At 59.1% G+C, this 23,774-nt stretch carries 21 protein-coding genes; 12 read left to right on the forward strand and 9 right to left on the reverse strand.

Going from position 1 to position 23,774, the window contains the following annotated elements:
• Nucleotides 1-4 precede the first annotated feature (4 nt).
• The gene (locus GS620_RS03805; RefSeq protein ID WP_152458119.1) at nucleotides 5-274 is read right to left on the reverse strand and encodes an usg protein; all 270 of its coding nucleotides are present in this window, start codon (nucleotides 272-274) and stop codon (nucleotides 5-7) included.
• A gap of 193 nt (nucleotides 275-467) precedes the next feature.
• On the opposite strand from GS620_RS03805, the gene gyrA reads away from it, so the two are divergent.
• Nucleotides 468-3,194 carry a DNA gyrase subunit A gene (gene gyrA / locus GS620_RS03810; protein ID WP_171328236.1) on the forward strand — a complete coding sequence of 909 codons (2,727 nt, stop codon included), beginning with the start codon at nucleotides 468-470 and terminating at the stop codon, nucleotides 3,192-3,194.
• Nucleotides 3,195-3,385: 191 nt separating this feature from the next.
• Nucleotides 3,386-3,988 (forward strand): hemolysin III family protein, encoded by a 603-nt coding sequence (locus tag GS620_RS03815; RefSeq protein WP_253283782.1) that lies wholly within the window; start codon nucleotides 3,386-3,388, stop codon nucleotides 3,986-3,988.
• Between the two features lie 961 nt (nucleotides 3,989-4,949).
• On the opposite strand, the gene GS620_RS03820 is transcribed toward GS620_RS03815, so the two are convergent.
• Genes GS620_RS03820 through GS620_RS03830 form a run of 3 tightly spaced genes read right to left on the reverse strand, consistent with a single transcriptional unit; the run spans nucleotide 4,950 to nucleotide 8,372 of the window.
• Nucleotides 4,950-6,419, reverse strand: a complete 1,470-nt coding sequence (locus GS620_RS03820; protein ID WP_171614136.1) for a carboxypeptidase M32 — start codon at nucleotides 6,417-6,419, stop codon at nucleotides 4,950-4,952.
• Between the two features lies 1 nt (nucleotide 6,420).
• Nucleotides 6,421-7,569 carry a heme A synthase gene (gene ctaA / locus GS620_RS03825; protein WP_171614138.1) on the reverse strand — a complete coding sequence of 383 codons (1,149 nt, stop codon included), beginning with the start codon at nucleotides 7,567-7,569 and terminating at the stop codon, nucleotides 6,421-6,423.
• Between the two features lie 59 nt (nucleotides 7,570-7,628).
• A complete protein-coding gene (locus GS620_RS03830; RefSeq protein ID WP_171614140.1) occupies nucleotides 7,629-8,372 on the reverse strand; it encodes an RNA methyltransferase in 744 nt (247 codons plus the stop codon).
• A 155-nt stretch (nucleotides 8,373-8,527) separates the two neighbouring features.
• Here GS620_RS03830 and GS620_RS03835 point away from each other — a divergent pair, with 155 nt between their 5' ends.
• Nucleotides 8,528-9,148 carry a thiamine phosphate synthase gene (locus GS620_RS03835; RefSeq protein ID WP_171362777.1) on the forward strand — a complete coding sequence of 207 codons (621 nt, stop codon included), beginning with the start codon at nucleotides 8,528-8,530 and terminating at the stop codon, nucleotides 9,146-9,148.
• On the opposite strand, the gene GS620_RS03840 is transcribed toward GS620_RS03835, so the two are convergent.
• Nucleotides 9,145-10,287, reverse strand: coding sequence for a HupE/UreJ family protein (locus GS620_RS03840; RefSeq protein WP_171614142.1), 1,143 nt, complete (start codon nucleotides 10,285-10,287; stop codon nucleotides 9,145-9,147). The two genes, GS620_RS03835 and GS620_RS03840, sit on opposite strands and share 4 nt — an antisense overlap.
• A gap of 171 nt (nucleotides 10,288-10,458) precedes the next feature.
• On the opposite strand from GS620_RS03840, the gene GS620_RS03845 reads away from it, so the two are divergent.
• From GS620_RS03845 to GS620_RS03855, 3 genes are all read left to right on the forward strand, one after another.
• Nucleotides 10,459-11,352 carry a PfkB family carbohydrate kinase gene (locus tag GS620_RS03845; protein WP_152458128.1) on the forward strand — a complete coding sequence of 298 codons (894 nt, stop codon included), beginning with the start codon at nucleotides 10,459-10,461 and terminating at the stop codon, nucleotides 11,350-11,352.
• Nucleotides 11,349-12,260: a pseudouridine-5'-phosphate glycosidase gene (locus GS620_RS03850; RefSeq protein ID WP_171614143.1), complete on the forward strand. Its 912-nt coding sequence runs from the start codon at nucleotides 11,349-11,351 to the stop codon at nucleotides 12,258-12,260. The genes GS620_RS03845 and GS620_RS03850 overlap by 4 nt, the downstream gene beginning before the upstream one ends.
• Nucleotides 12,261-12,324: 64 nt before the next feature.
• Complete coding sequence (locus tag GS620_RS03855; protein WP_152458130.1) at nucleotides 12,325-13,002, forward strand: DUF502 domain-containing protein; 678 nt, start codon at nucleotides 12,325-12,327, stop codon at nucleotides 13,000-13,002.
• Here GS620_RS03855 and GS620_RS03860 read toward each other — a convergent pair whose 3' ends face one another.
• Complete coding sequence (locus tag GS620_RS03860) at nucleotides 13,003-14,028, reverse strand: patatin-like phospholipase family protein (RefSeq protein WP_171614145.1); 1,026 nt, start codon at nucleotides 14,026-14,028, stop codon at nucleotides 13,003-13,005.
• 64 nt (nucleotides 14,029-14,092) lie between these two features.
• The gene (locus GS620_RS03865; RefSeq protein ID WP_171614147.1) at nucleotides 14,093-14,866 is read right to left on the reverse strand and encodes a 3-hydroxybutyrate dehydrogenase; all 774 of its coding nucleotides are present in this window, start codon (nucleotides 14,864-14,866) and stop codon (nucleotides 14,093-14,095) included.
• 297 nt (nucleotides 14,867-15,163) lie between these two features.
• Between GS620_RS03865 and GS620_RS03870 the strand changes: the two genes are divergently transcribed.
• Nucleotides 15,164-16,981 carry an extracellular solute-binding protein gene (locus GS620_RS03870; protein WP_171614149.1) on the forward strand — a complete coding sequence of 606 codons (1,818 nt, stop codon included), beginning with the start codon at nucleotides 15,164-15,166 and terminating at the stop codon, nucleotides 16,979-16,981.
• Between the two features lie 26 nt (nucleotides 16,982-17,007).
• Here the strand turns inward: GS620_RS03870 and GS620_RS03875 are convergent, their stop codons facing one another.
• Complete coding sequence (locus GS620_RS03875) at nucleotides 17,008-17,415, reverse strand: hypothetical protein (protein WP_171614151.1); 408 nt, start codon at nucleotides 17,413-17,415, stop codon at nucleotides 17,008-17,010.
• Nucleotides 17,416-17,538: 123 nt separating this feature from the next.
• Between GS620_RS03875 and GS620_RS03880 the strand changes: the two genes are divergently transcribed.
• A complete protein-coding gene (locus GS620_RS03880; RefSeq protein WP_171614153.1) occupies nucleotides 17,539-17,778 on the forward strand; it encodes a hypothetical protein in 240 nt (79 codons plus the stop codon).
• On the opposite strand, the gene GS620_RS03885 is transcribed toward GS620_RS03880, so the two are convergent.
• Nucleotides 17,767-18,390 (reverse strand): helix-turn-helix domain-containing protein, encoded by a 624-nt coding sequence (locus tag GS620_RS03885; protein WP_171167898.1) that lies wholly within the window; start codon nucleotides 18,388-18,390, stop codon nucleotides 17,767-17,769. The genes GS620_RS03880 and GS620_RS03885 overlap by 12 nt on opposite strands.
• 64 nt (nucleotides 18,391-18,454) lie before the next feature.
• Here GS620_RS03885 and GS620_RS03890 point away from each other — a divergent pair, with 64 nt between their 5' ends.
• The 4 genes from GS620_RS03890 to GS620_RS03905 all read left to right on the forward strand — a co-directional run bounded on the left by GS620_RS03890 (nucleotide 18,455) and on the right by GS620_RS03905 (nucleotide 23,630).
• Nucleotides 18,455-19,972 (forward strand): class I adenylate-forming enzyme family protein, encoded by a 1,518-nt coding sequence (locus GS620_RS03890; protein WP_171614155.1) that lies wholly within the window; start codon nucleotides 18,455-18,457, stop codon nucleotides 19,970-19,972.
• Nucleotides 19,969-20,628 carry a DsbA family oxidoreductase gene (locus GS620_RS03895; RefSeq protein ID WP_171167894.1) on the forward strand — a complete coding sequence of 220 codons (660 nt, stop codon included), beginning with the start codon at nucleotides 19,969-19,971 and terminating at the stop codon, nucleotides 20,626-20,628. Before GS620_RS03890 ends, GS620_RS03895 begins: the two co-directional genes overlap by 4 nt.
• Nucleotides 20,629-20,704: 76 nt before the next feature.
• Complete coding sequence (locus GS620_RS03900; protein WP_171204855.1) at nucleotides 20,705-21,913, forward strand: multidrug effflux MFS transporter; 1,209 nt, start codon at nucleotides 20,705-20,707, stop codon at nucleotides 21,911-21,913.
• Between the two features lie 58 nt (nucleotides 21,914-21,971).
• A complete protein-coding gene (locus GS620_RS03905; RefSeq protein WP_171614157.1) occupies nucleotides 21,972-23,630 on the forward strand; it encodes a tetratricopeptide repeat protein in 1,659 nt (552 codons plus the stop codon).
• Nucleotides 23,631-23,774: the final 144 nt, after the last annotated feature.

Consider the following 23,774-nt stretch of genomic DNA (forward strand, 5'->3'; position numbering starts at 1 on the left):
TCACTCAGTTCACGCGAAACTCGCCAACCATGTTGCGCCACTCGCCCGGTGCGATCATCTTGCGGTGCGTGAATTTCACGGAATGCAGCGGCCCTTCTATTTCTCGTTGCCAAAACTCGATGAATTCGAAGAGTTTCGGATGATCCGGCGCAAGGTCATATTCCTGCCAGATGAAGGTATTCAGGACGTGGACGTAATCGGGCATATGATAGAAAAATTCGGCCGTTGTCAGGCCATAGCCCTTAAGCATCAATTCGGTTTCACTTGTCTTCATGCAGACCTCCGGTTTGTTGCACGATATTCTCAGGCTAGCACGAAAACCCCCTAATACTTAGATAACAATATGTTACTTGGGTGTTACCGAGGATTCGAACCTTGGGGAGCGCTGCTTGCTTGCACCTTATGTGCCGGGTCTGATAAGGTGCATCCACAAGATATAGACCCAGCACAAAATACGGGCAGTTTACGTGAGCGATACGCCAGAAATCCCCGAAAACATGGATGAAACCCCGCCCGAGCGCCCTGTCTATGACGGCCCGACGGTCTCGATCGAATCCGAGATGCGCACGTCCTATCTGGACTATGCGATGTCGGTCATCGTCAGCCGCGCGATCCCCGATCTGCGCGATGGTTTGAAACCGGTGCATCGGCGCATCCTCTATGCGATGCACGAGACCGGAAATACCCATGACAAGGCCTATCGCAAATCGGCCCGTCCGGTGGGTGACGTGATGGGTAAGTACCACCCCCACGGCGACAGCGCGATCTATGATGCGCTGGTGCGGATGGCGCAGGATTTTTCGATGTCGCTGCCACTGCTGGATGGTCAGGGCAACTTCGGCTCGATGGACGGCGACAACCCGGCGGCCATGCGTTACACCGAAGTGCGGATGGACAAGCCCGCCGCCGCCCTACTGGCGGATATCGAGAAAGAGACGGTCGATTTCCAGGACAACTACGACGGCAAGGACAAGGAACCCACCGTCCTGCCCGCGCGGTTCCCCAACATGCTGGTCAACGGCGCCGGCGGTATCGCGGTGGGCATGGCCACCAACATCCCGCCGCACAACCTGGGCGAAGTAGTTAACGCGACACTGGCCCTGATCGACGACCCGGACCTGACGTCCGAGCAGTTGATCGAATACGTCCCCGGCCCCGATTTCCCCACCGGCGGCGTGATGCTGGGCCGTTCCGGCGCGCGCAAGGCCTATCTGGAAGGCCGCGGCAGCGTCATCATCCGCGCCAAGACCCGCGTCGAGGAGCTGCGCAAGGATCGCTATGCCATCATCGTGGATGAAATCCCCTATCAGGTGAACAAGGCCTCGATGATCGAAAAGATCGCCGAAGCGGTGCGCGAAAAGCGCATCGAAGGTGTCAGCCACGTTCAGGACGAATCCGACCGCAACGGCGTACGGGTGGTGGTCGAGCTGAAACGCGACGCAACGCCCGAGGTGGTGCTGAACCAGCTGTACCGCTTCACGCCGATGCAGACCTCGTTCGGCTGCAACATGCTGGCGCTGAACGGCGGCCGCCCCGAGCAGCTGACCCTGCGCCGTTTCCTGACCAGCTTCATCGATTTCCGCGAAGATGTCGTTGCCCGCCGCACCGCCTTTGACCTGCGCAAGGCGCGGGAACGCAGCCATATCCTCTGCGGTCTGGCCGTGGCGGTCTCGAACGTTGACGAGGTCGTGGCCACGATCCGGTCTTCGGCCGACGCGGCCGAGGCGCGCGAAAAGCTGATGACCCGGCGCTGGCCGGCCGCCGACATCGCGGATTATCTGCGCCTGATCGACGATCCGCTGTCCAAGATGAACGACGACGGGACCTATAACCTGACCGAGGTTCAGGCACGCGCCATCCTTGACCTGCGCCTGCAACGCCTGACGCAACTGGGCGTCAAAGAGGTCACGGACGAGCTGGAAAACCTGGCCGCAAAGATCAAGGAATACCTGGATATCCTGTCCTCGCGCGAACGCATAATGGGCATCATCGCTGATGAACTGCGCAGCGTCCGCGAACAATTCGCGGTACCGCGCCGCACCGAGATCGTCGACTGGTCGGGCGACATGGAAGACGAGGACCTGATCGAGCGCGAAGACATGGTCGTGACCGTGACTTCGGGCGGCTATATCAAGCGCACGCCGCTTGCCGATTTCCGCGCGCAAAAGCGGGGTGGCAAGGGGCTGTCGGGCATGCAGACCAAGGAGGAGGACGTGGTTACCACCCTCTTCGTGGCCAATACGCACACCCAGCTTCTGTTCTTCACCACCGACGGGATGGTCTACAAACTCAAGACCTGGCGCCTGCCCCAGTCGGGGCGCACCGGCAAGGGCAAGGCGATTGTCAACATCCTGCCGATTCCCACCGGCGTTTCCATTGCGGCGATCATGCCGGTCGATGTGCCGGATGAAGAATGGGAAAACCTTCAGATCGTCTTCGCCACCAGCGCCGGCGACGTGCGCCGCAACGCGCTGAGCGACTTCACCAACGTCAAGCGCAACGGCAAGATCGCGATGGACCTGCCCGAGGGCGTGGAACTGGTCAACGCGCGCATCTGCTCGGACGATGACGATGTGATGCTGGTCACCAATTCCGGCCGGGCGATCCGTTTCTCCACAACCGACGTGCGGGTGTTCAAGGGGCGCAAATCGACCGGTGTGCGGGGCATCCGGCTGAACGCGGGCGACCGCGTAGTCTCGATGTCGGTGATCCGTCATTTCGAGGCCACCCCGGACGAGCGCGCCGCCTATCTGAAAATGCGCCGCCTGATGGCCGGCGTGACCGACGATACCGAAGCCGACGAGGATGGCGGCAATGCCGACAGCATCCTGCCGCAGGAACGTTATGCCGAGATGTCGGCGGCCGAGAACCTGATCCTGACCATCACGGCCAAGGGGTCCGGCAAGCTCAGCTCGTCGCATGACTATCCGGTGCGCGGCCGTGGTGGCATGGGCGTGATGGCGATGGACAAGGCGATGCGGGGCGGCCCGCTGGTGGCCTCGTTCCCGGTCGAAATCGACGATCAGATCATGCTGGCCACCTCCAAGGGACAGTCGATCCGGGTTCCGGTCGACGGCATCTCGTTCCGGTCCCGCAGCGCCGGCGGGGTCAAAGTTTTCAACACCGGTAAGGGCGAAGAGGTCGTCAGCGTCGCCCGGATCGCCGATCAGGGTGATGAGGAAACCGAAGAATAATCCTCACGCTAAATTACGGATATGAAACAAAACGCTCGCTCTGCGGGCGTTTTGTCATTCTGGATCACGATATCGATAGCTCTCGGGATGATCCGCTTGCCCGAAGCCATTCTGACGCCTAGCGTTTTCATATGTGGTCTTTTGCACATATCCGACCAGCTTACAGCCGCACAGAACGTATCAGCGACGGGATGGTCCATGTGCTCGGTGTCTCGAGTGCGTTGATTGCGGTTCCCTTGCTGATCACGATGACCATCAATTACCGGAATGATCAATCTGCGGTACTGGGTGCCTCGGTTTACGGGGTGACGTTGATACTCATGCTGACGTTTTCTGCGTTGTACAACATGATCGAGAGCGAGGAATGGCGCGGGTTTCTGCAACGCCTCGACCATTCTGGCATCTACGTCAAGATCGCAGGGACCTATACCCCATTTCTACTGTTGTCCGGTGCTCAGCCTCCTGGGCTGTTGCTCGGGTTGTGGTCCTCGGCAACGCTTGGGTCAGTTCTCAAGATGTTAGACCCAAACCGGTTCCGTTGGTTCGGGCTTGCGCTTTACCTTTTGATGGGTTGGGCAGCCGTCTGGGCCGGGCAATCCATGTTGGCAGATCTGTCCCTCACAATCGTCACACTGATGATTTCCGGTGGGCTCGTGTATACGATCGGTGTCGCCTTCTACCTGCTGGATTGGCTGCCGTTCCACAATACGATCTGGCACGTATTTGTGTTGGTCGGCAGCGTTTTGTTCTTTGCAGCCGTCGCGACCCGGATTGAACTGGTGCCAGTGGTTTAGGTCAATCTGTGCATGTTTGTTCGGCAAGTGTTTGGGCAGAATGAAAGGACGCGCCACCCAAAATCAGCGTTCAGTGTGAAATCAAAAAACAATCTGACTTTCATATATCGCAGGCTCCTATCGATCTTCACGTGATCGGATTTGTGCTAGCAGCGCTCTGGCCCAAAGCATTCACCGCTTCAAACCAGTCAAGCATCACATCGCTGCAGCCATTTGGAACGCCATGCCCGATTTCATAGCCGATAACCGAAATATTCAAACCGGCCTCACAGTCCCTAGGAATGCGCTGATCATAGCCTTCTTACTCAAAAAACTCGGTCCTCTTGAAAACTCGCAGAAGCCCTGAACTTTAGCGTGGCTTCCACGGCGCCTATAAATCCTGGATCAGACCAATCAGAACCGGGTATGGCGAAGGGAACCTCTGCTGTCGTAGCCATGGCGGCAATACATGTCGAAATCTGCTGATGCGCACTTTTCCAGTTCGCCGCGGGAATGGCCGGTGGTTACGATCTGTGCCAGATCAATCGGGAATCGTGCCAAGGTCGCCTAAAGCATATAGGCAATGAATTCAAAGTCATCGCGCCTATCGTGAGAGTCACTCCAAACCCAGCCTGTGCCCCGGCCATTCTGGTGCTCAATTTCCAGCGTGGTCGGAACGACGCTGGCCTACCGGCGTTCAAGTACCGGTGTGACAGGAAACACACTCTGAAGCACCCGTTGCGCCGTTCCGCGAGATCCATGAAGAAAAATCATGGTTGGACATGGTCATTCGCCCTTCGGACGCAAGACATTGGGTTGTCACCCGGAAACCATACATGAAATACCCGCGCGTCCGAATTCCCCTGCTTGGTACAGATGTGAAAACTTTTTGCACGACACGCTGGTTCGAGTATTCAAGCCAAAGCCAATGTTGCAGCTTATATGGCCAGAAGCCTTGCCAATCGGCTACCGTTTCATACCGTCACAGCCCGTACAATCCGCTGAACTTCTGTTCCAGATAGTCCAGCAAAGGTTCGGGCCCCGGCTCTACTCCACTCGCCCTCTGGATAATCTCGCGTGGGGCATAAAGCCCGCCATGTTGCTGAACGTGTTCGCGCAGCCAAGCGGTTGCGCCTGTTGTGTCACCTTCTGCCAGTTGCGCATCCAGTTCAGGAACTGCGCCGCGCAGTGCCTGATACAGACATCCTGCATAGACATTGCCCAGCGAATAGGTCGGGAAGTAACCGAACAGTCCAACCGACCAGTGCACATCCTGCAAACAGCCGTTCGACGGTTTGTCGACCGCATAACCGAAGTCGGCCTTGAACCGGTCATTCCACGCCGCTTCCAGCTCGCTGACCTGCAAGTCCCCGGCCATCAAAGCGCGCTCAAGATCGAACCGAAGCATGATGTGCAGATTATATTGAACTTCATCAGCTTCGGTGCGGATATAACCGTTGTGAACTCGGTTGACGGTAGCGCAGAAAGCATCTGCGTCGGCAATTCCGAAATCGCCGAATGCGTCTTTCATCTGATCGAACAACCATCCCGTAAACGCACGCGAACGGCCAAGCTGGTTTTCATAGATCCGGCTTTGGCTTTCATGCACCCCCATGGACACGCCACGCCCCAGCGGCGTCAGCAGGTAGCCGCGGTCGATCCCCTGTTCGTAAGCCGCGTGGCCGACCTCGTGAATGGTGGAATAAAAGCAGTTGAACGGGTCCGTTTCGCTGGTTCGCGTGGTGATGCGCACATCCAGGCCCGAACCCGAGCTGAACGGGTGAACCGCCTTGTCGACACGGCCGTTGTTGAGGTCATAGCCGAAGGCGACCGCCAGTTTTTGCGTAAGCCGCATTTGGGTCAGCTCGTCAAAGCTTCCGGTCAGCGCGGCAGGTTCCGGGCGTTCCAGAACGGCCGCACGCAAGGCCACAAGACGTGGGCGCATCTCATCGAAAATGGCCGCGATCTGAGCGCCGGTTGTATAGGGTTCATAATCCTCGACCATGGCGTCATAGACGTCTCCGCCCTGTGCCAGCGCCTCGCCTTCCTGACGCTTCAGCGATACGACCTCTTCCAGCACAGGAAGGAAGGTCGAGACATCTTCGTCCGCGCGCGCCTGTGCCCATGTTCCCTGTGCAGCGGACGTGGTCCGGGCAATCGCCGTGGCCAGATCAGCGGGCACCTTGACCGCCCGATCATAGGCACGCCGGATTTCCCGCAGCTGCGCCTTTCCGACTTCATCCTGAGGCGCGGCCTGATCCAGCCACTCTGCCACGCGCGGATCCGATCGGCGCGCGTGCAGGACGGCCTCGATCGCTGCCATTTCCTCGGCGCGTTGAGGCGCGGCCCCGCGCGGCATGACGGTTTCCTGATCCCAACCCAATCGTCCGGCGATCTGGCCCAATGCCGATGTTTCGCGCTGAAAAGCCATCAATTCGTCGAAAGCGGTCATGTTATTTTACTCCGCGCACAGATGTTGCGATTGGATATGCAGTCAGGAACCGCGCGCGCAGGATCAGGGTCCAGACGACGACGGCCATGAACTGGTGGAAGATGGCGATCTGCCACGGCGCTCCGTAGACGACGGTCACAATGCCGACGACAACTTGCACCGACAGGGCCGCGAAAGCCGCATTAAAAGCGAAGCGTGTCTGAGGATGTGCGCTGGCGCTGCCGCGGCGCCAGGCGACAATAGCAAAGATGAACAACAGGTAACCTGCGCAGCGGTGAATAAACTGCACAAGCCCCGGGCTTTCGAAGAAATTGCGCCACATCGGCTCCAACGCGGTGGCGTCCGGCGGCAGCAGCTGCCCGCCGATCAGCGGCCAGTCGGTATAAGACCGACCAGCGTCGATCCCGGCGACAAGCGCGCCAATGAGTATTTGCAAAAAGGCGAAATGCATCAGGCCGGTGGACAACGAGAACAGTTTCGCTTCCTTCATGCGACGCGCCTGCATCAGGTCACGTTCTTCCCGGCCAAGCTCGAAAATATACCACGCGAGGAACCCGAGAATTACGAATGCCAGCCCCAGATGGGTGGCCAGGCGATAGCTGGCGACGGCGGTCATCCCCTCGCCCTGCGTCACACCCGATGCGACCATCCACCAGCCGACAGCACCCTGCACACCGCCCAGAAGGCCGGGGATCAGCAGCTTGCCGGTCCAACCCGTGGGTATCTTGCGGGCCACGAGGAAGCCCAGGAAACCGATGGCCCAGACCAGCCCAATCACGCGGCCCAGTTGGCGATGCCCCCATTCCCACCAATAGATGGTTTTGAAGTCGCTCAGCTGCATCCACTGGTTCTGAATACGCCACTGGTCAATCTGCTTGTACTTGTCGAACTCGGCCTGCCAGTCGGCCTCGGACATCGGCGGGATCGCCCCGGTAATCGGGCGCCATTCAGTGATCGACAGCCCGCTGTCAGTCAGCCGCGTCAGACCGCCGACAGCGATCATCACCACGACCAAAGCGAACAGGATCATCAGCCAGGCACGGATTGCCTTGCGCGCACCGCCACGCCCCCGGTCGATCATACCGGGTTGAACGGTCTGTTGTTTTTCGGTGTCCGAGACCTCTTCGAAGATGCTGCGCTTACCGCTCATGCTGTCCTCATGTCCTGATTTCGTCGCAAGCTAGGGCTTGGTGGAAGATAGGTCCAGCCTCAGCCTTTGTCTTTCCAGCGGACCATCTGCCGCATGATCCCGTGCAGCATCTGCACGTCGGCCCGCGTCATCCGCATCCGCGACCACAGGTTACGCAAGTTGATCTTCATGCCCTCGGCCTTTTCGGGAGGATAGAAGAACCCGGCCTCTTCCAGCCGGTCCTCGTAGTGTTCGACCAGTTTCTCGACCTCGATCCCCGTGGCCCAGTCCCCCTTGCCCAGATCGATGGATTCATGCACCACGTCGCCGGTCTGGCGCATCCACTCGTAAGCGGTCAGCAAGACGCATTGGCCCAGGTTCAGCGACGCGTATTCCGGGTTCACGGGCACCGAGATGATTGCGTTTGCCTTGGCGATGTCTTCGTTCTCCAACCCTGCGCGTTCGGGGCCGAACAGAACCGCAACCTTTTCACCCGCCGCGACCTTTTCGGCGGCGATCTGCATGGCACGCTCGGGGCTGTAGACGGGTTTGGTCAACCCGCGTTGCCGAGCAGTGGTGGCGAAGACAAAGGTGCTGTCGGCCAGCGATCCGGCCAGATCGTCAAACAGCTGCGCTTCGTCCAGCAACCGGCCCGCACCGCTGGACATGGCCACTGCCTTGGGGTTTGGCCAGCCGTCGCGAGGCGCCACGATGCGCATCCGGTCCAGCCCAAAGTTCCACATCGCCCGGGCCGCGGCACCGATATTCTCACCCATCTGCGGGCGAACAAGCACGAAGGAAGGCTGGGATTTGTCGCTGGGCATGGTTCACCTTATGAAAACTTGGCCTGCTGTAATCGGCAGGCTCATGCAGGGCAAGGCGCTGGGGCTGGAATTTGCATGGTCTCGGCCATAAAAGTTTGCTTCCCCGCCGCAATCCGCTAAACCGCGCCAAAGACCAAAAGCCGAAGGACGCGCCCATGGACACCCCCGAGCAGCCGCAGATTTACCTGATCACGCCTCCGACCATCGAGCTGAGCACGTTCCCCGCCAAACTGGCATCGGTTCTGGACGGGGCTGAGATCGCCTGCATCCGCCTGGCGCTGGCTGGCAACGACGAAGACAGCATCGCCCGTGCTGCTGATGCCTGCCGCGAGGTTGCCCACGCCCGCGACGTGGCCATCGTTATCTCGAACCACGTGCTGCTGGCGCAACGTCTGGGGCTGGACGGGGTGCACCTGGATGACGGCGCACGTTCGGTCCGTGCCGCGCGCAAGGAGCTGGGCCCGGACGCGATCGTCGGAAGCTTCTGCGGCGCGTCCAGCCATGATGGCATGACGGCGGGCGAACATGGCGCGGATTATGTGGCCTTCGGCCCCGTAGGCACCGCCACGTTGGGCGACGGAACCCGCGCCGAAAAGGATCTGTTCCAATGGTGGTCCGAGATGATCGAAGTTCCGGTCGTGGCCGAAGGCGGCCTGACGCCCGAACTGATCGGCGATCTGGCCCCCTGCACCGATTTCTTCGGCATCGGGGACGAGATCTGGGGCGATGACGACCCGCTGGGTGCGCTGAACAGGCTGAGGGCGGCAATGTCTTAAGCCAGCAACCAGGGTTCAGCCATCCAATACACGCCGATCCCGGCGATCAGCATCGAGGCCAGAACCGAAATCCGGCCTCGTTTTCTGTGTGACCCGCCTGCAACCAAAAGCGCGCAGGCAAAGGCCACAACAGCCACAAAGACGACAGGCAGTAGATTTCCGACGCCAAACCCCAAAACAGCCGGGGCCAGATGATCGGGCGGCACCCCGATCTTTGTCAAATCCGAAGCCAGCGCCAATCCGTAAACACAGCCTGCGGCAAACACGGCCAGCAGGCGCCAGACCTGCAAGTGCCGGGCCACCAGGTTCCATAGCGCCAGAATGATGATCGAAGCCACCAAGGCCTGATCCTGCAAGCTTTCCGGCAGGTCCAACACGCCGTACATGTCCAACCCGAGCCCGACAAAACCCCCTGCTGCCAAAAACGCCACCTGAGACATCACAGGCCGCAGGCTCAGCGTCAGCATCACGAGTGTCAGAACAACGATGGTTGGCTTGAGGGGGCTTTGAACAAATCGGCTGATCCCCTTTGCCAAAAACGTCTGCAATGTCTGCTCGGTCGTCAACGACGCCCCGCCCTGCAACGGGATCAACGGGCTGATTTCTCCGGCCGCCAGAAAGCCAGTATACGGGGCCACAACCTTTTGCTGGCGAAGCACGACCGACCCGCCTTGCAACGGCCAGGTCAGGCGCAGGTTCGATGCCTGATCCGACAAATGTGCGGTCAACAACAATTTGGAAACACGCACTTTTTCCACATCCCCCACAACGGGAATGCGCACACCTTCATAAGACAGGTCCAGGCGTTCAGGCGCTTCGACCACAAGGTTCTGCTTCCAGACCTGAACGAAATTTCGGATCTGCGGTTCCAGTTCCGATGACACCATTCGCCGCAGAGATCGGTACTTTGAATTGCCGGAATAAGCGTCGGGTTGTGTCGGATCGGTACCGACCAGCATGGCCTCGGCGTTCAGTTTCACCTCGAGAAACAGAGTGTCATCCTTGACCCAGAAATCAATGACCGTCGGCGGGGCCGTTTGCGCCTTTACGGATCCCGGATGCAAGGTCAGAAGAACGATAAAACTCAGGGCGCAGGTATTGAGGGCTCGGAGGATGGCACGGAAGACTGGGCCATTCATACGAAACGCTCCAACAGGAAAATAAAACTACCAATCATTGCTATTGATTGTTTCCGCGAAGACCACGGATCGCAAGCCCAAAGGCGATATCGGCCCAGGCCGGTCGGGAATCTCTTGTTGCGATGACGTTCCGGCTTGCACGGGCAACACCGCTGCGGCATGACGTCCCCTATGACTCAGAACACCAATATCCTGTGCATCGGCTCGGTCCTGTGGGACGTGATCGGCCGATCGGCCAGCGCCATGCGACAGGGCTCGGACGTGCCGGGCCGGATCACCCGCCTGCCCGGCGGCGTTGCGATGAACATTGCCATGACACTGGTTCGGTTCGGCATGACACCCACCCTGCTGACAGCCATTGGCCGCGATCCCGAAGGCGACGAGCTTGTCCATGCCTGTTCGCGCCTCGGCATGGTGACGGATCACATCTATCGGTCGCAGGATTTGCCGACAGACCGCTATATGGCCGTCGAAGGTGCGAACGGGTTGATCGCGGCGATTGCCGACGCGCATTCGCTGGAGGCCGCAGGCGCTAAAATACTGCATCCCTTGATGCACGGGCCTCTGGGCTATGAGAATGCACCATTTGAGGGCCCGATCGCACTGGATGGCAATCTGACACTGGACCTGCTGGAAGAAATTGCCCAAAGCCCTGCTTTTGCGCGTGCGGATCTGCGCGTGGCACCGGCATCGCCGGGCAAGGCCGAACGACTGCTGCCGTTCCTGAAACACGCCCGCGCCACACTGTACGTGAACCTCGAAGAGGCCGGTATCCTGTGTCAGCGCGAGTTCACCGATTCCGAATCCGCGGCCAAAGGCCTTTTGGATCGCGGCGCGCTGCGTGTGCTGGTCACCGACGGCGGCAATTCGGCAACCATCGGCAGCTCGACAGAAATCCTGACGCAAACACCCCCTGCCGTCCTGGTCACCCGCGTGACCGGTGCCGGGGATACCTTCATGGCGGCCCATATCGCCTCAGAATCCGGCGGTGCATCCAGTGACGAGGCTTTGACCCGCGCTCTGCACGCCGCTGCAACCTACGTTTCCGGAGAAACCCCACTGTGATCGACATCCAATACTCAGCCGAGGTTCGCGCCGCCAAGGACGCGGGCCTGCCCATCGTTGCGCTGGAAAGCACCATCATCACCCATGGGATGCCCTATCCGCAGAACATCGAAGTCGCGGCACAGGTCGAACAGGACATCCGCGATGCGGGTGCGGTTCCTGCAACCATGGCCGTGATCGAAGGCAAATTGCATGTCGGGCTAGAGCAGGATCAGCTGCAATGGCTGGGTCAGGCCCAAGGCGTCGCCAAGATCTCGCGCGCGGACATGGCGGCGTGCATCTCGACCGGTGGCACCGGGGCCACCACCGTTGCCGCCACGATGATCGCCGCGCATTATGCCGGGATCGAGGTTTTTGCCACCGGCGGTATCGGCGGCGTGCATCAGGGAGCCGAGACCACCTTCGACATCTCTGCCGATCTGCACGAACTTGGGCATACGCCAGTGACCGTCGTTGCAGCCGGGGCGAAGGCCATCCTGGACCTCGCCAAAACGCTTGAGGTTCTGGAAACGCTGGGCGTGCCTGTGATCGCACATGGCCAGGACGAGTTTCCTGCGTTCTGGTCGGCAAAGTCGCCCTTCAATGCGCCCCTGCGCATGGACAGTGTCGATGCCATCGCCAAAGCCCACACGACCCGCCGCGCGCTGGGTCTGCCCGGCGGGCAGTTGGTGGCGAACCCGATTCCAGCCGCCGATCAAATCCCGGCCGAGGAATTGGCCCCCATCATCGCCGAAGCCCAGTCAGATGCAGATGCCCATCGCATCACCGGCAAAACCGTGACCCCCTATCTGCTGCAACGTATCTTTGAAAAGACCGAAGGCCGGTCATTGGTCGCCAACATCGCCCTTGTTCGAAACAATGCGCGTTTGGCGGCCAAGATCGCGCAAGCGCTCGTCAAACAGAGGTGACGTTAACCTATTGTACCAAGGCCGTGGATTGACTACCTAAATCCGGAAACCATTCGGAACCGCAATGAATACACCCTTCGACGAAGAGCCTCACCGCCGCCCGGGCATGCTTTCACGGCTGCGCGCGTCCTTTTTGACGGGCATCGTGGTCATTGCGCCTGTCTGGTTGACGGTCTGGCTGATCTGGTCGGTGGTCGGCTGGATAGACAGCGCGGTGCTGCCGCTGGTGCCCCAACAGTTCCAGCCCGAACAATACGTGGGCATCAACCTGCGCGGTGTGGGTGTGGTGATCTTCCTGATCTTCACCGTTCTGGTCGGCTGGATCGCCAAGGGCATTCTGGGCCGTTCCCTGATCCACTTCGCCGAAAGCGTTGTTGATCGGATGCCCGTCGTGCGCTCGGTCTATTCCGGGATCAAGCAAATCTCGGAAACGGTGTTTGCCCAGACCGAGCGTTCTTTTGAAAAAGCCTGCCTGATCCAGTACCCGCGTCGCGGGATCTGGGCCATCGGCTTTGTCTCGACCAGCGCCAAGGGTGAGGTCAGCCAACGCGCCGAAACCGGAGGCGAGCTGTTGAGCGTGTTCGTACCCACAACACCTAACCCGACATCTGGGTTTCTGCTGTTCTTCCCCGCAGAAGACGTGATCCTGCTGGACATGAGCATCGAAGACGCCGCCAAACTGGTGATTTCGGCGGGGCTTGTATACCCGAATGGAAAAGACCCGACACAGCCGCCCGAGTGATCAGCTGAACATCGCAGGCAGATCAATTGTGCTGGTCTGACCCAAATCGTCCTTATGGTTGGCAAGAAAACCGTCTGCGGCGTTCCGTCCGGCCTGTTTCAACTTATGCAGAATGACCGGATTGGGCACGGTTTTGGTGGCAACAGACAGGCTGTTCATCAACTCGTTATCTGCAATCAAGTGAACCAGCACGCGGCTCATCTCTCCGGCCGTCAGCTTGCCTTCTTTCAACAACCGCTGGACAAAGCTGATCGCCCGCAACTCGCGAAACAGGGATGAGTTGAAGCTGATCTCGTTGATCCGGTTCTGGATTTGCTGCGGCGTGATCGGAACCTCGTCGCGCTCCAGCGGATTGATGTTCACGATCACCACGTCATCCGGCAAATCATCGTTGAACAGCGGATAGAGCGCCGGATTGCCGGTATACCCTCCGTCCCAATAGGCTTCGGTCCGGTTTGTCTTCGGATCGAAAATCTCAACCGCCTTGAACAGGGTCGGCAAACAGGCCGAGGCCAGGATGGCGTCGGTGCTGATTTCGTCGCCGGTAAAGACGCGGATCTTGCCGCTGCGTACGCAAGTGGCACACACAAACAGGCGCGGGCCTTCATCTGCGCACACCTCGTCGAAATTGAACCTGTCCACCACCGGCTTCAAAGGGTTGCTGTAGAACGGCCCGTACGCATAGGGCGACACCATCCGCGACCAGGCATCCCCGATCGAAAACGGCACCGAATATTCCATCGCCTGCGCAATGGCCGCCGGTTCAAGGCCGCGAAACCAGTTGGCAAAGCGCATGTCGCCAATAGCGCCCATGCGCTTCCACAACCCGTCCAGGCGCGCCCGTGCACCTTCGCGCCCGGAATGAACCATTCCCGACTTGTAGGCCGCACCGTTCAGCGCCCCTGCGGAAGTTCCGGTAATGGCAGCGACTTCGATGTCTTCCTCGTCCAGCAGCCGGTCGAGCACACCCCAGGTGAACGCCCCATGCGCCCCACCCCCCTGCAAAGCCAGATTGATCCGCTTCATGCCGCAACCCCTTCATCTTTTTCAAAATACTCTGGGGGTGTGGGGGCAGCGCCCCCGCAAAACCTCAAAGCGCGGTCCAGCCACCATCGACGGAAATTGTGGTTCCGGTGATCTGAGCGGCCGCGTCCGAACACAGAAAGACAGTCGTTCCACCCAGTTGCTCGACCGTGGCGAATTCCTTGGACGGTTGCCGTTCCAAAAGAACGTTCTTCACAACGTCTTCACGGCTCATGTTGTATTCTTTCATCGTGTCGGGAATCTGGGACTCGACCAGCGGCGTCAGCACATATCCCGGGCAGATGGCGTTGCAGGTGATCGGCTCCTGCGCTGTTTCCAGCGCTACGGTCTTGGTCATTCCAACCACACCGTGCTTGGCCGCAACATATGCCGCCTTGAAAGGGGATGCCGTCAGACCGTGGGCCGAGGCGATGTTCACCACACGTCCCCAACCCGCCTTGCGCATCATCGGCAACGCGGCCGCCGTGGTGTGAAAGGCCGAGTTCATGTTGATTGCGATAATCGCGTCCCATTTATCAACCGGGAATTTGTCGATCGGTGAGACATGCTGAATCCCGGCATTGTTCACCAGAATGTCACAAGACCCCGCCTGTTCGATCAAGGATCGGCATTCCTCGCCCTTGGACATGTCGGCCTTGATGTAGCGCGCATTGGTTCCGGTCTCTTTCGCAATCTGCGCGGCAAGCGCATGATCTTCATCGCGATCGGTAAAGGAATTCAGAACCACATCGGCACCGGCCTTGGCCAGCTCGCGTGCGACGCCCAGGCCGATGCCCGAATTTGATCCCGTGATGATTGCCGTTTTGCCGGACAGGCTCATGTCCATTCTCCCTCAAGCGTTGATCAGGCGCACCATGCCATGCTGCACCTGCAAAGAAAACGGGGAAACATGTGGGATTGGAATACCGGCCTGAGACTTCCACAGGCAAAAAAAACGCCCGCACGAAGCGGGCGTTAAGTTATTGAGGCAGGTTTCATACAGGCAAGAAACCTATCGAGCAGTGCAACCTTTATAAGCAATTCTGCGCCTTGGTCCAAGCTAAAAGTTTGATAATAAGAAAAATCATCACTACGGTGAATACCAACAAAATAAGGCCAGAGCAGGATTGTTTCCAAAATGAGCCCGGATTTTCTCCGTCCGTTTCGATCACTTGTGGCGGGAATCGCCAGCATTTTCGTGATCTCTGTCGCCCATGCAGAATCGTCTCATGGCATAGCTATGTATGGGGACCCGGCCCTACCACCGGATTTTGTGTCACTCCCATACGCCAACCCGGATGCCCCCAAAGGCGGCAAAGCGGTGTTCGGAAACACGGGCGGCTTTAACAGCCTGAACCCGTTTTTGCAAAAAGGCACCGCGCCATGGCAATTGCCGTTCTGGACCCACGAAAGCCTGATGGGGCGATCCTGGGACGAACCTTTCACACTTTACGGGCTGTTAGCCGAATCAGTTGAGACCGATCCAGACCGGTCCTGGGTCGAATTCACCCTGCGGGAGGAGGCGCGGTTTTCCGACGGCAGTCCGGTCACGGTCGATGATGTTATCTGGTCTTACGAAACGTTGGGCACGCACGGGCATCTGCGCTATCGCGGTCTTTGGGGCAAGATCGAAAGCATCGAACAAACCGGCCCGCGTACGGTGCGGATCACTTTCAATGAACCCGACCGAGAGCTTGCGCTGCTGGCCGGGATGCGCCCGATCCTGAAAAAGGCGCAATGGGAGGGCAAGGATTTCGCGGATGCGCAACTGCATGATGTACCGATTGGAACCGGCCCCTATGTGATCGAAAGCTACGAAGCGGGGCGCTTTGTGAATCTGCGACGCAATCCGGACTATTGGGGGAACGACATCCCGTTTCGCCGCGGCACCATGAACCTTGATGAGCTGCGGATCGAATTCTATGGCGACGGCAGCGTCTTGTTCGAAGCTTTCAAGGCCGGAGAGTTGTCAGCCGTGCGTGAATTCAACGCCGACAATTGGGACACGCAATACAACTTTCCCGCCGTGCAGCGCGGCGATGTCATCAAGACCGAAATTCCGCATGGAAAACCTTCGGGAATGACCGGATTCGTGATGAACACACGAAAGGCTCCGTTCGACGACTGGCGCGTGCGCGAAGCACTGACGCTCGCGTTCAATTTCGAGTTCATCAACGACACGGTAACCGGTGGTGCGCAACCAAGGATCACGTCTTATTTCTCGGGGTCCGACCTTGCGATGCAGCCCGGCCCGGCCCAGGGGCAGGTAAAAGACCTGTTGCTTCCTTTCGCTGACATCTTGTTGCCCGGCACGCTGGAAGGGTATGAACTGCCGAAAGGCGACGGATCGGCCCGGAACCGGGCAAACCTCCGCAAGGCCGCCGGACTATTGGCCGAGTCAGGCTGGACCGTTCAGGATGGCGTGCTGCGCAATGCAAATGGCGATCCCTTTCAGATGACTTTCCTGCTGCAACAGGGTGACAGCGAGATGGCAACCGTGGTCGAGATCTATTCCCGCGCGCTGGAACGTCTCGGCATCCGGGTCACGACGGAACAGGTCGACAATGCCCAATATGTCGGGCGCACGTCTGAACTGGACTTTGACGTCACGACGTTCCGCCGGGCGCTTTCCCTGTCTCCCGGCAATGAGCAGCGTCTTTATTGGGGCAGCGAAACTGCCGATGCGCCCGGCACTCGCAACCTGATGGGCGTATCTTCGCCCGCGGTTGATGCCATGATCGATGCCATGCTGGCCTCAAAAACCCGCGAGGACTTTACCGCGGCCACCCGCGCGCTGGACCGGGTATTGACGGCAGGCCGCTATGTCATCCCGATCTGGAGCTTCGACATCGGGCGCATTGCTCATGTCAAAGAGCTGAAGCACCCGGAAACCCTGCCCATCTATGGCGACGGTCCGCAATACATGCCCGAAGTCTGGTGGTACGACGCCCGGTAAAAGGCGCAAACCCAAGACCAGCCGTTCTACATGTGAATCCGGCTGGTCTTTCCAATTGAAGTTTCCGAAAGACGGAAGCTTGAAGTTCCAGCTGTTTCATACAAATAGCGCTCAGGAAATTTCCACCAATCGGCAAATTTCAGCACATTGCCATCCCACACAAGATATCGTTTGGCCGCATTGGAAGCATCGAAATCAGCGTCCAACATCGTCACATGCAAGCGATCCGGAAAGAAATACCTACAACCAGTTTTACTTATCTGGAAAATACGCATATATTTTGCGCATTTAGGCTTAATAACAGGCTGGCGATGACCCCGCCACTCTGCCTGCCGGGACAATCTGGCGCTGCGGATTACAGAACAACCGGGCCCGCCACCACTCACACCAAATGTAGGCCCGCCGGCCCGTTGCGGAAACTTCGCAGCGGGCATTTTTCCCCTCAAGAAGGAGAGGTCCAGCACTGCGACATTTTGTCATGTCTTACGTTACGGCACCCTATCCGTACTCTGAAGCGGGGGAGAGCAGTCCTAATCGTTGCTAAGGGAAGCTCATTGATGATGAACTGGACCGATCTTACGAGCGACTGGAATGCGGCATGCGAACGCGCAAAGCGGCGTTTTCCGAACCTGCGTGACAAGGACATGATGCGCGTGTTGAAGGATCGAAAAGGGTTTGAAGCCTATTTGGCCGAACGTCACCAACTTACGATAAATGAGGCGCATGAAGAGGTCGAAGATTTCCTGTTCACCGAAGGGCTGAACCGGGAATTCAGCAGAACCGCTTTAGGCAAGTGATGTAACCCAAAGGATCGTCGCGTCTTCGTCACTGACGGAAATCACGTTGTGGCCCATGCTGCCATCGTAATACGCGCTGTCCCCTCTGCGCATCTCAACCGGCTCGTAAAACTCGGTGTAAAGCTTGACGACACCGGTCAGCACATACATGAATTCTTCGCCGTCATGGCGCACCCAGCCGTCAAATTCATCCATTGATCTTGCGCGGACCCGCGCACGATAGGGCAGCATCTGTTTCTTGGTCAGGGTTTCGGCCAGCAACTCATGCTCATAGGTTGTGGTGGCATGAGCCGTGCCGTCGCCCACACGGGTGATCGCCATGCGTCCGATCACCTGATCGCGTTGGGGCGGCGTAAACAGTTGAGGAACAGAAATCTCCAGCCCGGTCGCAAGCTTCTTGAGCGCGTCGTAAGTCGGCGACATCTGCCCGTTTTCAATCTTGCTGAGGGTCGAGCGTGCCAATCCGGCCTGACTGGCGGCCTGTTCCAATGTCCATTCCCGCGCTTTGCGCAGCTCTCGCACACGTGCGCCAAGGTCCAGCGGTTCGACTTCGGTATGGTCGCCAGAGTCGCGGGCAATTCGGATCAGAGATTTGGGGTCTTGAGTGCTCATGACCCTTCTATAGGCCCGGCCAGCCACGCTTGCAACGCGGCAGGCGGCGCGATAGCCAGAGGCCATGTTGTCAATCTTCGATCAGGGGTCGCCCGCACCCTTCCCCACGCCATTCAATCTGGCAGCCCATGTTCTGGGCCGTGCCGATCACGCGCAGGATAAAGTGGCTTTGTCGATATTGCGCCCGAACGGCGCGCAGGACTGGACCTATCGCGATCTGAAAGCGGCTGTGCTGGGCACAGGCACGGGATTGCTGCGGGCCGGGTTGAAACCCGGTGATATCGCCCTGATGCGGCTGGGAAACACGGTGGATTTCCCGATTGCCTATCTGGGGGCAATTGCCGTGGGCATCGTGCCGGTGCCGACATCGTCACAACTGACGGAACCCGAAACCGCCAAAATGATCGACGAGCTTTCTCCGGCGGTGATTCTGCGTGATCCGGGCGTTGCCTGCGCCTCGCATTCCAAGCAGATCGGGCTGGACGCGCTGAAAGCGATGCGATGCCTGCCCCCGGCAGAATTTGACATGGGCGATCCGGAACGTATGGCCTATGTCGTCTATACCTCTGGAACCTCGGGCAAGCCTCGTGCCGTGGCCCATGCCCACCGGGCAATCTGGGCGCGGCAGATGATGGTTGATGGCTGGTATGGTCTGCGCGAGACCGACCGGCTGTGTCACGCCGGAGCATTCAACTGGACCTATACGCTGGGCACCGGCCTGATGGATCCATGGACCATGGGCGCAACTGCCCTGATCCCCGCGCCCGGCACCGAAATCACGGCCCTGCCTGCCCTGCTGCGCCAGCATGGCGCAACGATCTTTGCAGCGGCCCCCGGGGTCTATCGCAAGATGGTGCAAGGGTGCGATCGAATGGAGCTGCCAGACCTGCGCCACGGCTTGTGCGCGGGTGAGAAACTGTCGCGCACGCTGCACGAACAATGGCGAAAGGCCACCGGCACCGAGTTGTTCGAAGCCTATGGCATGTCCGAATGCTCTACCTTCATTTCTTCCAGCCCGGATCACCCCGCGCGCAGCGACGCATTAGGACAACCGCAACCGGGGCGTCGTGTGGCGATCCTTGGTCCGGACGGTCCGGTGCCAAAGGGCCAAGAAGGCACTATCGCCATTCACCGCACTGACCCCGGTTTGATGCTGACCTATCTCAACGCACCCGATGAGGTTGAAACACGGATACAGGGAGAGTGGTTTTTGACCGGCGATCAGGGCGCCATGGCCGTGGATGGTCAGATCAGCTATCTGGGCCGCGACGACGATATGATGAACGCGGGTGGCTATCGCGTGTCCCCGGTCGAGGTCGAAGCCGCCCTGTCCCGCTTTCCGGGCATCACTCAGGTCGGCGCCGCCGCGGTCGAGGTCAAACCGGACACATTTGTGATAGCGGCCTTCTATACGGGCCCGGAAAAGCTGGACGATGCGGCCTTGCGCACCTATGTCGAAGCCAACCTGGCGCGTTACAAACAACCACGCGCCTTCATCCATCTGCCCGCCCTGCCGACCGGCGGAAATGGCAAACTCCTGCGCCGGGCGCTGCCGGCCTATTTCGAGGCACCAACAAAATGACCCAGACCGTCAAGCTCGACATCCTGTCCGATCCGATCTGCCCGTGGTGCTATATCGGCAAGACTCAACTGGACAAGGCGCTGGCCAACGTACCCGACCACCCCTTTGTCATTGAATGGCATCCGTTCCAGTTGAATCCTGACATGCCGGATGCAGGAATGGATCGGCGCGAATATCTCGAGCGCAAGTTCGGCGGCAAGGACGGCGCGGTTCGCGCCTATGCGCCGGTGGTGGAACATGCCGAAAAGGCCGGTCTGAACATCAACTTCGAGGCCATGAAACGTACCCCCAACACGCTGGATGCGCATCGCCTGATCCATTGGGCTGGCATCGAAGGCAAGCAGAATGCCGTCGTCGACGCGCTGTTCGACGCCTATTTCGTGCAGGGTCGCGACATCGGCGACCACGAAGTCTTGGCCGATATCGCGGACAGCGCCGGAATGGACGCCGCCGTGGTCATGAAGCTGCTGAAATCAGACGCCGACCGCGAGGATATCCGCAGCCGCGATGCTCATTCCCGCAAAATGGGTGTGAGCTCGGTCCCAACCTTCATTGTCGCCAATCAACACGCAGTTCCCGGTGCCCAACCTCCTGAAATGTGGGAGAAAGTGATCACTGAAATCATGTCTCAACTTGAGGCTTCCCCTGCAGAATAGCACAGAGGTCTGTGCAAATTTCCAGTCTGGCCTATGCCGACCCGCCGTGATAGCGCGAACGGGTTAGGAGGTCTTCATGGCCAATCGCATGTCGAAGGCGGAATTCATTGCACTGATTGCAATGATGTTCGCCACCATAGCCTTTTCGATCGATTCAATGCTGCCTGCGCTGCCCGAGATCGGCGCGCAGCTCAGCCCCGATGACGTTAACCGTGCCCAACTGATCCTGACGTCATTTGTGTTGGGCATGGGGATCGGCACGTTTTTCACAGGCCCGCTTTCGGATGCGCTGGGACGCAAGCCGGTCATTTACGGCGGCGCGGCTTTGTACATTGCGGCGTCTGCTGTCGCATGGGCCAGTTCTTCACTGGAACTGGTCTTGATTGCACGTGTGGTTCAGGGCCTGGGCGCCGCAGGTCCGCGCGTGGTGGCCATGGCGATCATTCGCGACTTGTATTCAGGCCGCGAAATGGCGCGTATCATCTCAATCGCGATGATGATTTTCACACTGGTACCCGCAGCGGCACCGATGCTGGGCGCCGGTGTGATCGCTTTGTTCGGATGGCGCGGGATCTTTGTGTCTTTCATTCTGTTTGCGTTGATCATCATTTCCTGGATGGGCGTTCGGTTGCCGGAATCTCTGGCCCGTGAAAACCGTCGTCCCTTCCGCATTCCGTTGATGTTCTCGGCCACGAAGGAAATGTTCTCGCATCCGACCGTGCGCCTTTCGATCATGGTTCAGACCCTGTGCATGGGGGTGCTGTTCACCATGCTGACAATGGTTCAGCCCGTTTATGACGTTATCCATGACCGCGCCGAAAGCTTTCCGTTCTGGTTCGGGTTCGTGGCGCTGATGTCCGGGTCGGCCAGTTTGCTGAACGCGGCACTAGTGGTGCGTGTGGGCATGCGCCGGATGGTGACATGGGCGCTGGGGGGGCAAATCGTGATTACCACCTTTGTCATGACCCTGAACGCCGCGCATCTTTCGCCAGACGCCTCATTCGCGCTGTTCGTGTTCTGGCAAACCATGGTGTTTTTCATGGCCGGCGTGACGCTGGGCAACCTGAACGCCATCGCGATGGAGCCGATGGGACATATTGCCGGAATGGCAGCCTCGGTCATCGGATCGATATCGACGGTGCTGGCCGCTGCCATCGCCGCCCCGATCGGGTTGTTGTTCGACGGTTCGATCGCGCCTTTGACCTTCGGCATCCTGAGCATGTGCATTCTGGCCTTCGGGCTTATGCTGCACATGGGCCGCGTTGAAGAACGTCTGCCAGCCTGATCTGTGCGACTCGTCAGAAACACGCTACCCTCGTCCTGAACCAAGCGGAGGGCTTCTGATGCGTGAATACTATGATCTGGGCAGCTATTCCTGTCCGGTAACGACCTCCGTTCCCGAGGCTCAGCTGTGGTTCGACCGCGGCCTGAACTGGACCTATGGGTACAATCACGAAGAAGCCGTGGTTTGTTTCCAGCGCGCAGCCGAACATGACCCCCAATGCGCCATGGCATATTGGGGCGTCGCCTATGCGGCGGGACCGAATTACAACCTTCCATGGGACTTGCAAGACGAGCGGGGTCGCCGCAAGGCGCTGGCGCTGGCTTATGATGCCATGCAAAACGCCCTTCGATTGGCGGGCGGCTGTACGCCCGTCGAGCAAGCTCTGATCCGAGCCCTCCCTGCGCGCTATCCGCAGAGAGATCCGGCAGAGGACATGCACCGGTGGGATCACGATTTTGCCGAAGCGATGCGCGCGGCCTTCGCCGCACACCCCGATCACGCGGGCCTGCGCACGATCTACGTCGAGGCGCTTTTGAACCTGACGCCCTGGAAAATGTGGGACCTGCAAACAGGCCAACCGGCAGATGGCGCTGCGACGCTTGAAGCGCAAGAGGCGTTGGAATGGGTCCTGTCCAACGATCCGGCCGCCATGTCTCATCCCGGCCTGCTGCACCTTTATGTTCACCTGATGGAGATGTCGCCCACGCCGGAAAAAGCCCTGAAAGCCGGTGATGTCCTGCGCACATTGGTGCCCGATGCGGGGCACCTGGTGCATATGCCGACGCATATCGACGTGCTGTGCGGCCACTACCACAACGTGGTGCATTGGAACGAAAAAGCCTCGGATGCGGATCTGAAGTATTACGAACGCGAAGGCGCGTTCAATATCTACACCGGCTACCGCCAACACAACTATCACTTCGCCATCTACGGCGCGCTGTTTCTGGGGCAGATCGAACCTGCCCTGCGCGCCAATCAGGGTTTGTGGGATACAACGCCAGAGGAGATGCTGCGCATCGAAAGCCCCCCAATGGCGGATTACTTCGAAAGCTACATGTCCATGGGGCCGCACATCCTGATCCGCTTTGGCCGCTGGGAAGAGGCCAAGGCGCTGGAGCTGCCCTCCGATCCGGATCTTTATCGCACCCTGACGGCCACGACCCACTACGCCCGCGCCATCGCACATGCCGCAACCGGTGATGTTGTCCATGCCGAAGCGGAAGAGAACCTGTTTCTCGCAGCCAGGGAATGCGTTCCGGAAACGCGCAGGCTGCACAACAATCGTGTGATTGACCTGCTGGAAATCGCGCGGGAGATGCTGCGCGGTGAGATCGAGTACCGAAAGGGCAATTTCGAGATCGCCTTTGCCCATCTGCGCCGCTCGGTCGAACTGGACGACACCCTGCCCTATGACGAGCCCTGGGGCTGGATGCAGCCCACCCGCCACGCGCTTGGCGCATTGCTGTTCGAACAAGGTCATGCGGCAGAAGCAGAGGCTGTCTATCGCGAAGATCTTGGCCTTGGCGGTTCGCTCAGCCGCGCTTCGATCCATCCCGACAACGTGTGGAGCCTGAAGGGGCTGTACGATTGCCTCAAAGCCCGCGGGGAAGATGTTGAAATCCTACAGGTCAAACAACGCCTGGATCTGGCTCTGGCCCGGGCAGATCGGACGGTTGCGGCGTCCTGTTTCTGTGCGCAGGCTGCAATGCGTGAATAATGTGCGATGAATCGCGCTGCCGCGCGATGCCTCCGGCGGGGATATTTTTGGCCAGATGAAGCCGGGGTCCGTTACTTCATCTGGCCGCAAATATCCCGGGGGAGATGCGCGGAACGCGCAGCGGGGGCAGAGCCCCATCTTGCC

It is taken from the genome of Ruegeria sp. HKCCD6428, assembly GCF_013110595.1.
In the GTDB taxonomy this organism is placed as follows: domain Bacteria; phylum Pseudomonadota; class Alphaproteobacteria; order Rhodobacterales; family Rhodobacteraceae; genus Ruegeria.

Excerpts from the sequence above, each read along its gene's own strand:
- GS620_RS03805 (WP_152458119.1), bottom strand. The coding sequence starts at position 274 with ATGAAGACAAGTGAAACCGAATTGATGCTTAAGGGCTATGGCCTGACA.
- GS620_RS03815 (WP_253283782.1), top strand. The coding sequence starts at position 3,386 with ATGGTCCATGTGCTCGGTGTCTCGAGTGCGTTGATTGCGGTTCCCTTG.
- GS620_RS03820 (WP_171614136.1), bottom strand. The coding sequence starts at position 6,419 with ATGACCGCTTTCGACGAATTGATGGCTTTTCAGCGCGAAACATCGGCA.
- ctaA (WP_171614138.1), bottom strand. The coding sequence starts at position 7,569 with ATGAGCGGTAAGCGCAGCATCTTCGAAGAGGTCTCGGACACCGAAAAA.
- GS620_RS03830 (WP_171614140.1), bottom strand. The coding sequence starts at position 8,372 with ATGCCCAGCGACAAATCCCAGCCTTCCTTCGTGCTTGTTCGCCCGCAG.
- GS620_RS03835 (WP_171362777.1), top strand. The coding sequence starts at position 8,528 with ATGGACACCCCCGAGCAGCCGCAGATTTACCTGATCACGCCTCCGACC.
- GS620_RS03840 (WP_171614142.1), bottom strand. The coding sequence starts at position 10,287 with ATGAATGGCCCAGTCTTCCGTGCCATCCTCCGAGCCCTCAATACCTGC.
- GS620_RS03845 (WP_152458128.1), top strand. The coding sequence starts at position 10,459 with ATGACTCAGAACACCAATATCCTGTGCATCGGCTCGGTCCTGTGGGAC.
- GS620_RS03855 (WP_152458130.1), top strand. The coding sequence starts at position 12,325 with ATGAATACACCCTTCGACGAAGAGCCTCACCGCCGCCCGGGCATGCTT.
- GS620_RS03860 (WP_171614145.1), bottom strand. The coding sequence starts at position 14,028 with ATGAAGCGGATCAATCTGGCTTTGCAGGGGGGTGGGGCGCATGGGGCG.
- GS620_RS03865 (WP_171614147.1), bottom strand. The coding sequence starts at position 14,866 with ATGAGCCTGTCCGGCAAAACGGCAATCATCACGGGATCAAATTCGGGC.
- GS620_RS03870 (WP_171614149.1), top strand. The coding sequence starts at position 15,164 with ATGAGCCCGGATTTTCTCCGTCCGTTTCGATCACTTGTGGCGGGAATC.
- GS620_RS03875 (WP_171614151.1), bottom strand. The coding sequence starts at position 17,415 with ATGCCCGCTGCGAAGTTTCCGCAACGGGCCGGCGGGCCTACATTTGGT.
- GS620_RS03880 (WP_171614153.1), top strand. The coding sequence starts at position 17,539 with ATGATGAACTGGACCGATCTTACGAGCGACTGGAATGCGGCATGCGAA.
- GS620_RS03885 (WP_171167898.1), bottom strand. The coding sequence starts at position 18,390 with ATGAGCACTCAAGACCCCAAATCTCTGATCCGAATTGCCCGCGACTCT.
- GS620_RS03890 (WP_171614155.1), top strand. The coding sequence starts at position 18,455 with ATGTTGTCAATCTTCGATCAGGGGTCGCCCGCACCCTTCCCCACGCCA.
- GS620_RS03895 (WP_171167894.1), top strand. The coding sequence starts at position 19,969 with ATGACCCAGACCGTCAAGCTCGACATCCTGTCCGATCCGATCTGCCCG.
- GS620_RS03900 (WP_171204855.1), top strand. The coding sequence starts at position 20,705 with ATGGCCAATCGCATGTCGAAGGCGGAATTCATTGCACTGATTGCAATG.
- GS620_RS03905 (WP_171614157.1), top strand. The coding sequence starts at position 21,972 with ATGCGTGAATACTATGATCTGGGCAGCTATTCCTGTCCGGTAACGACC.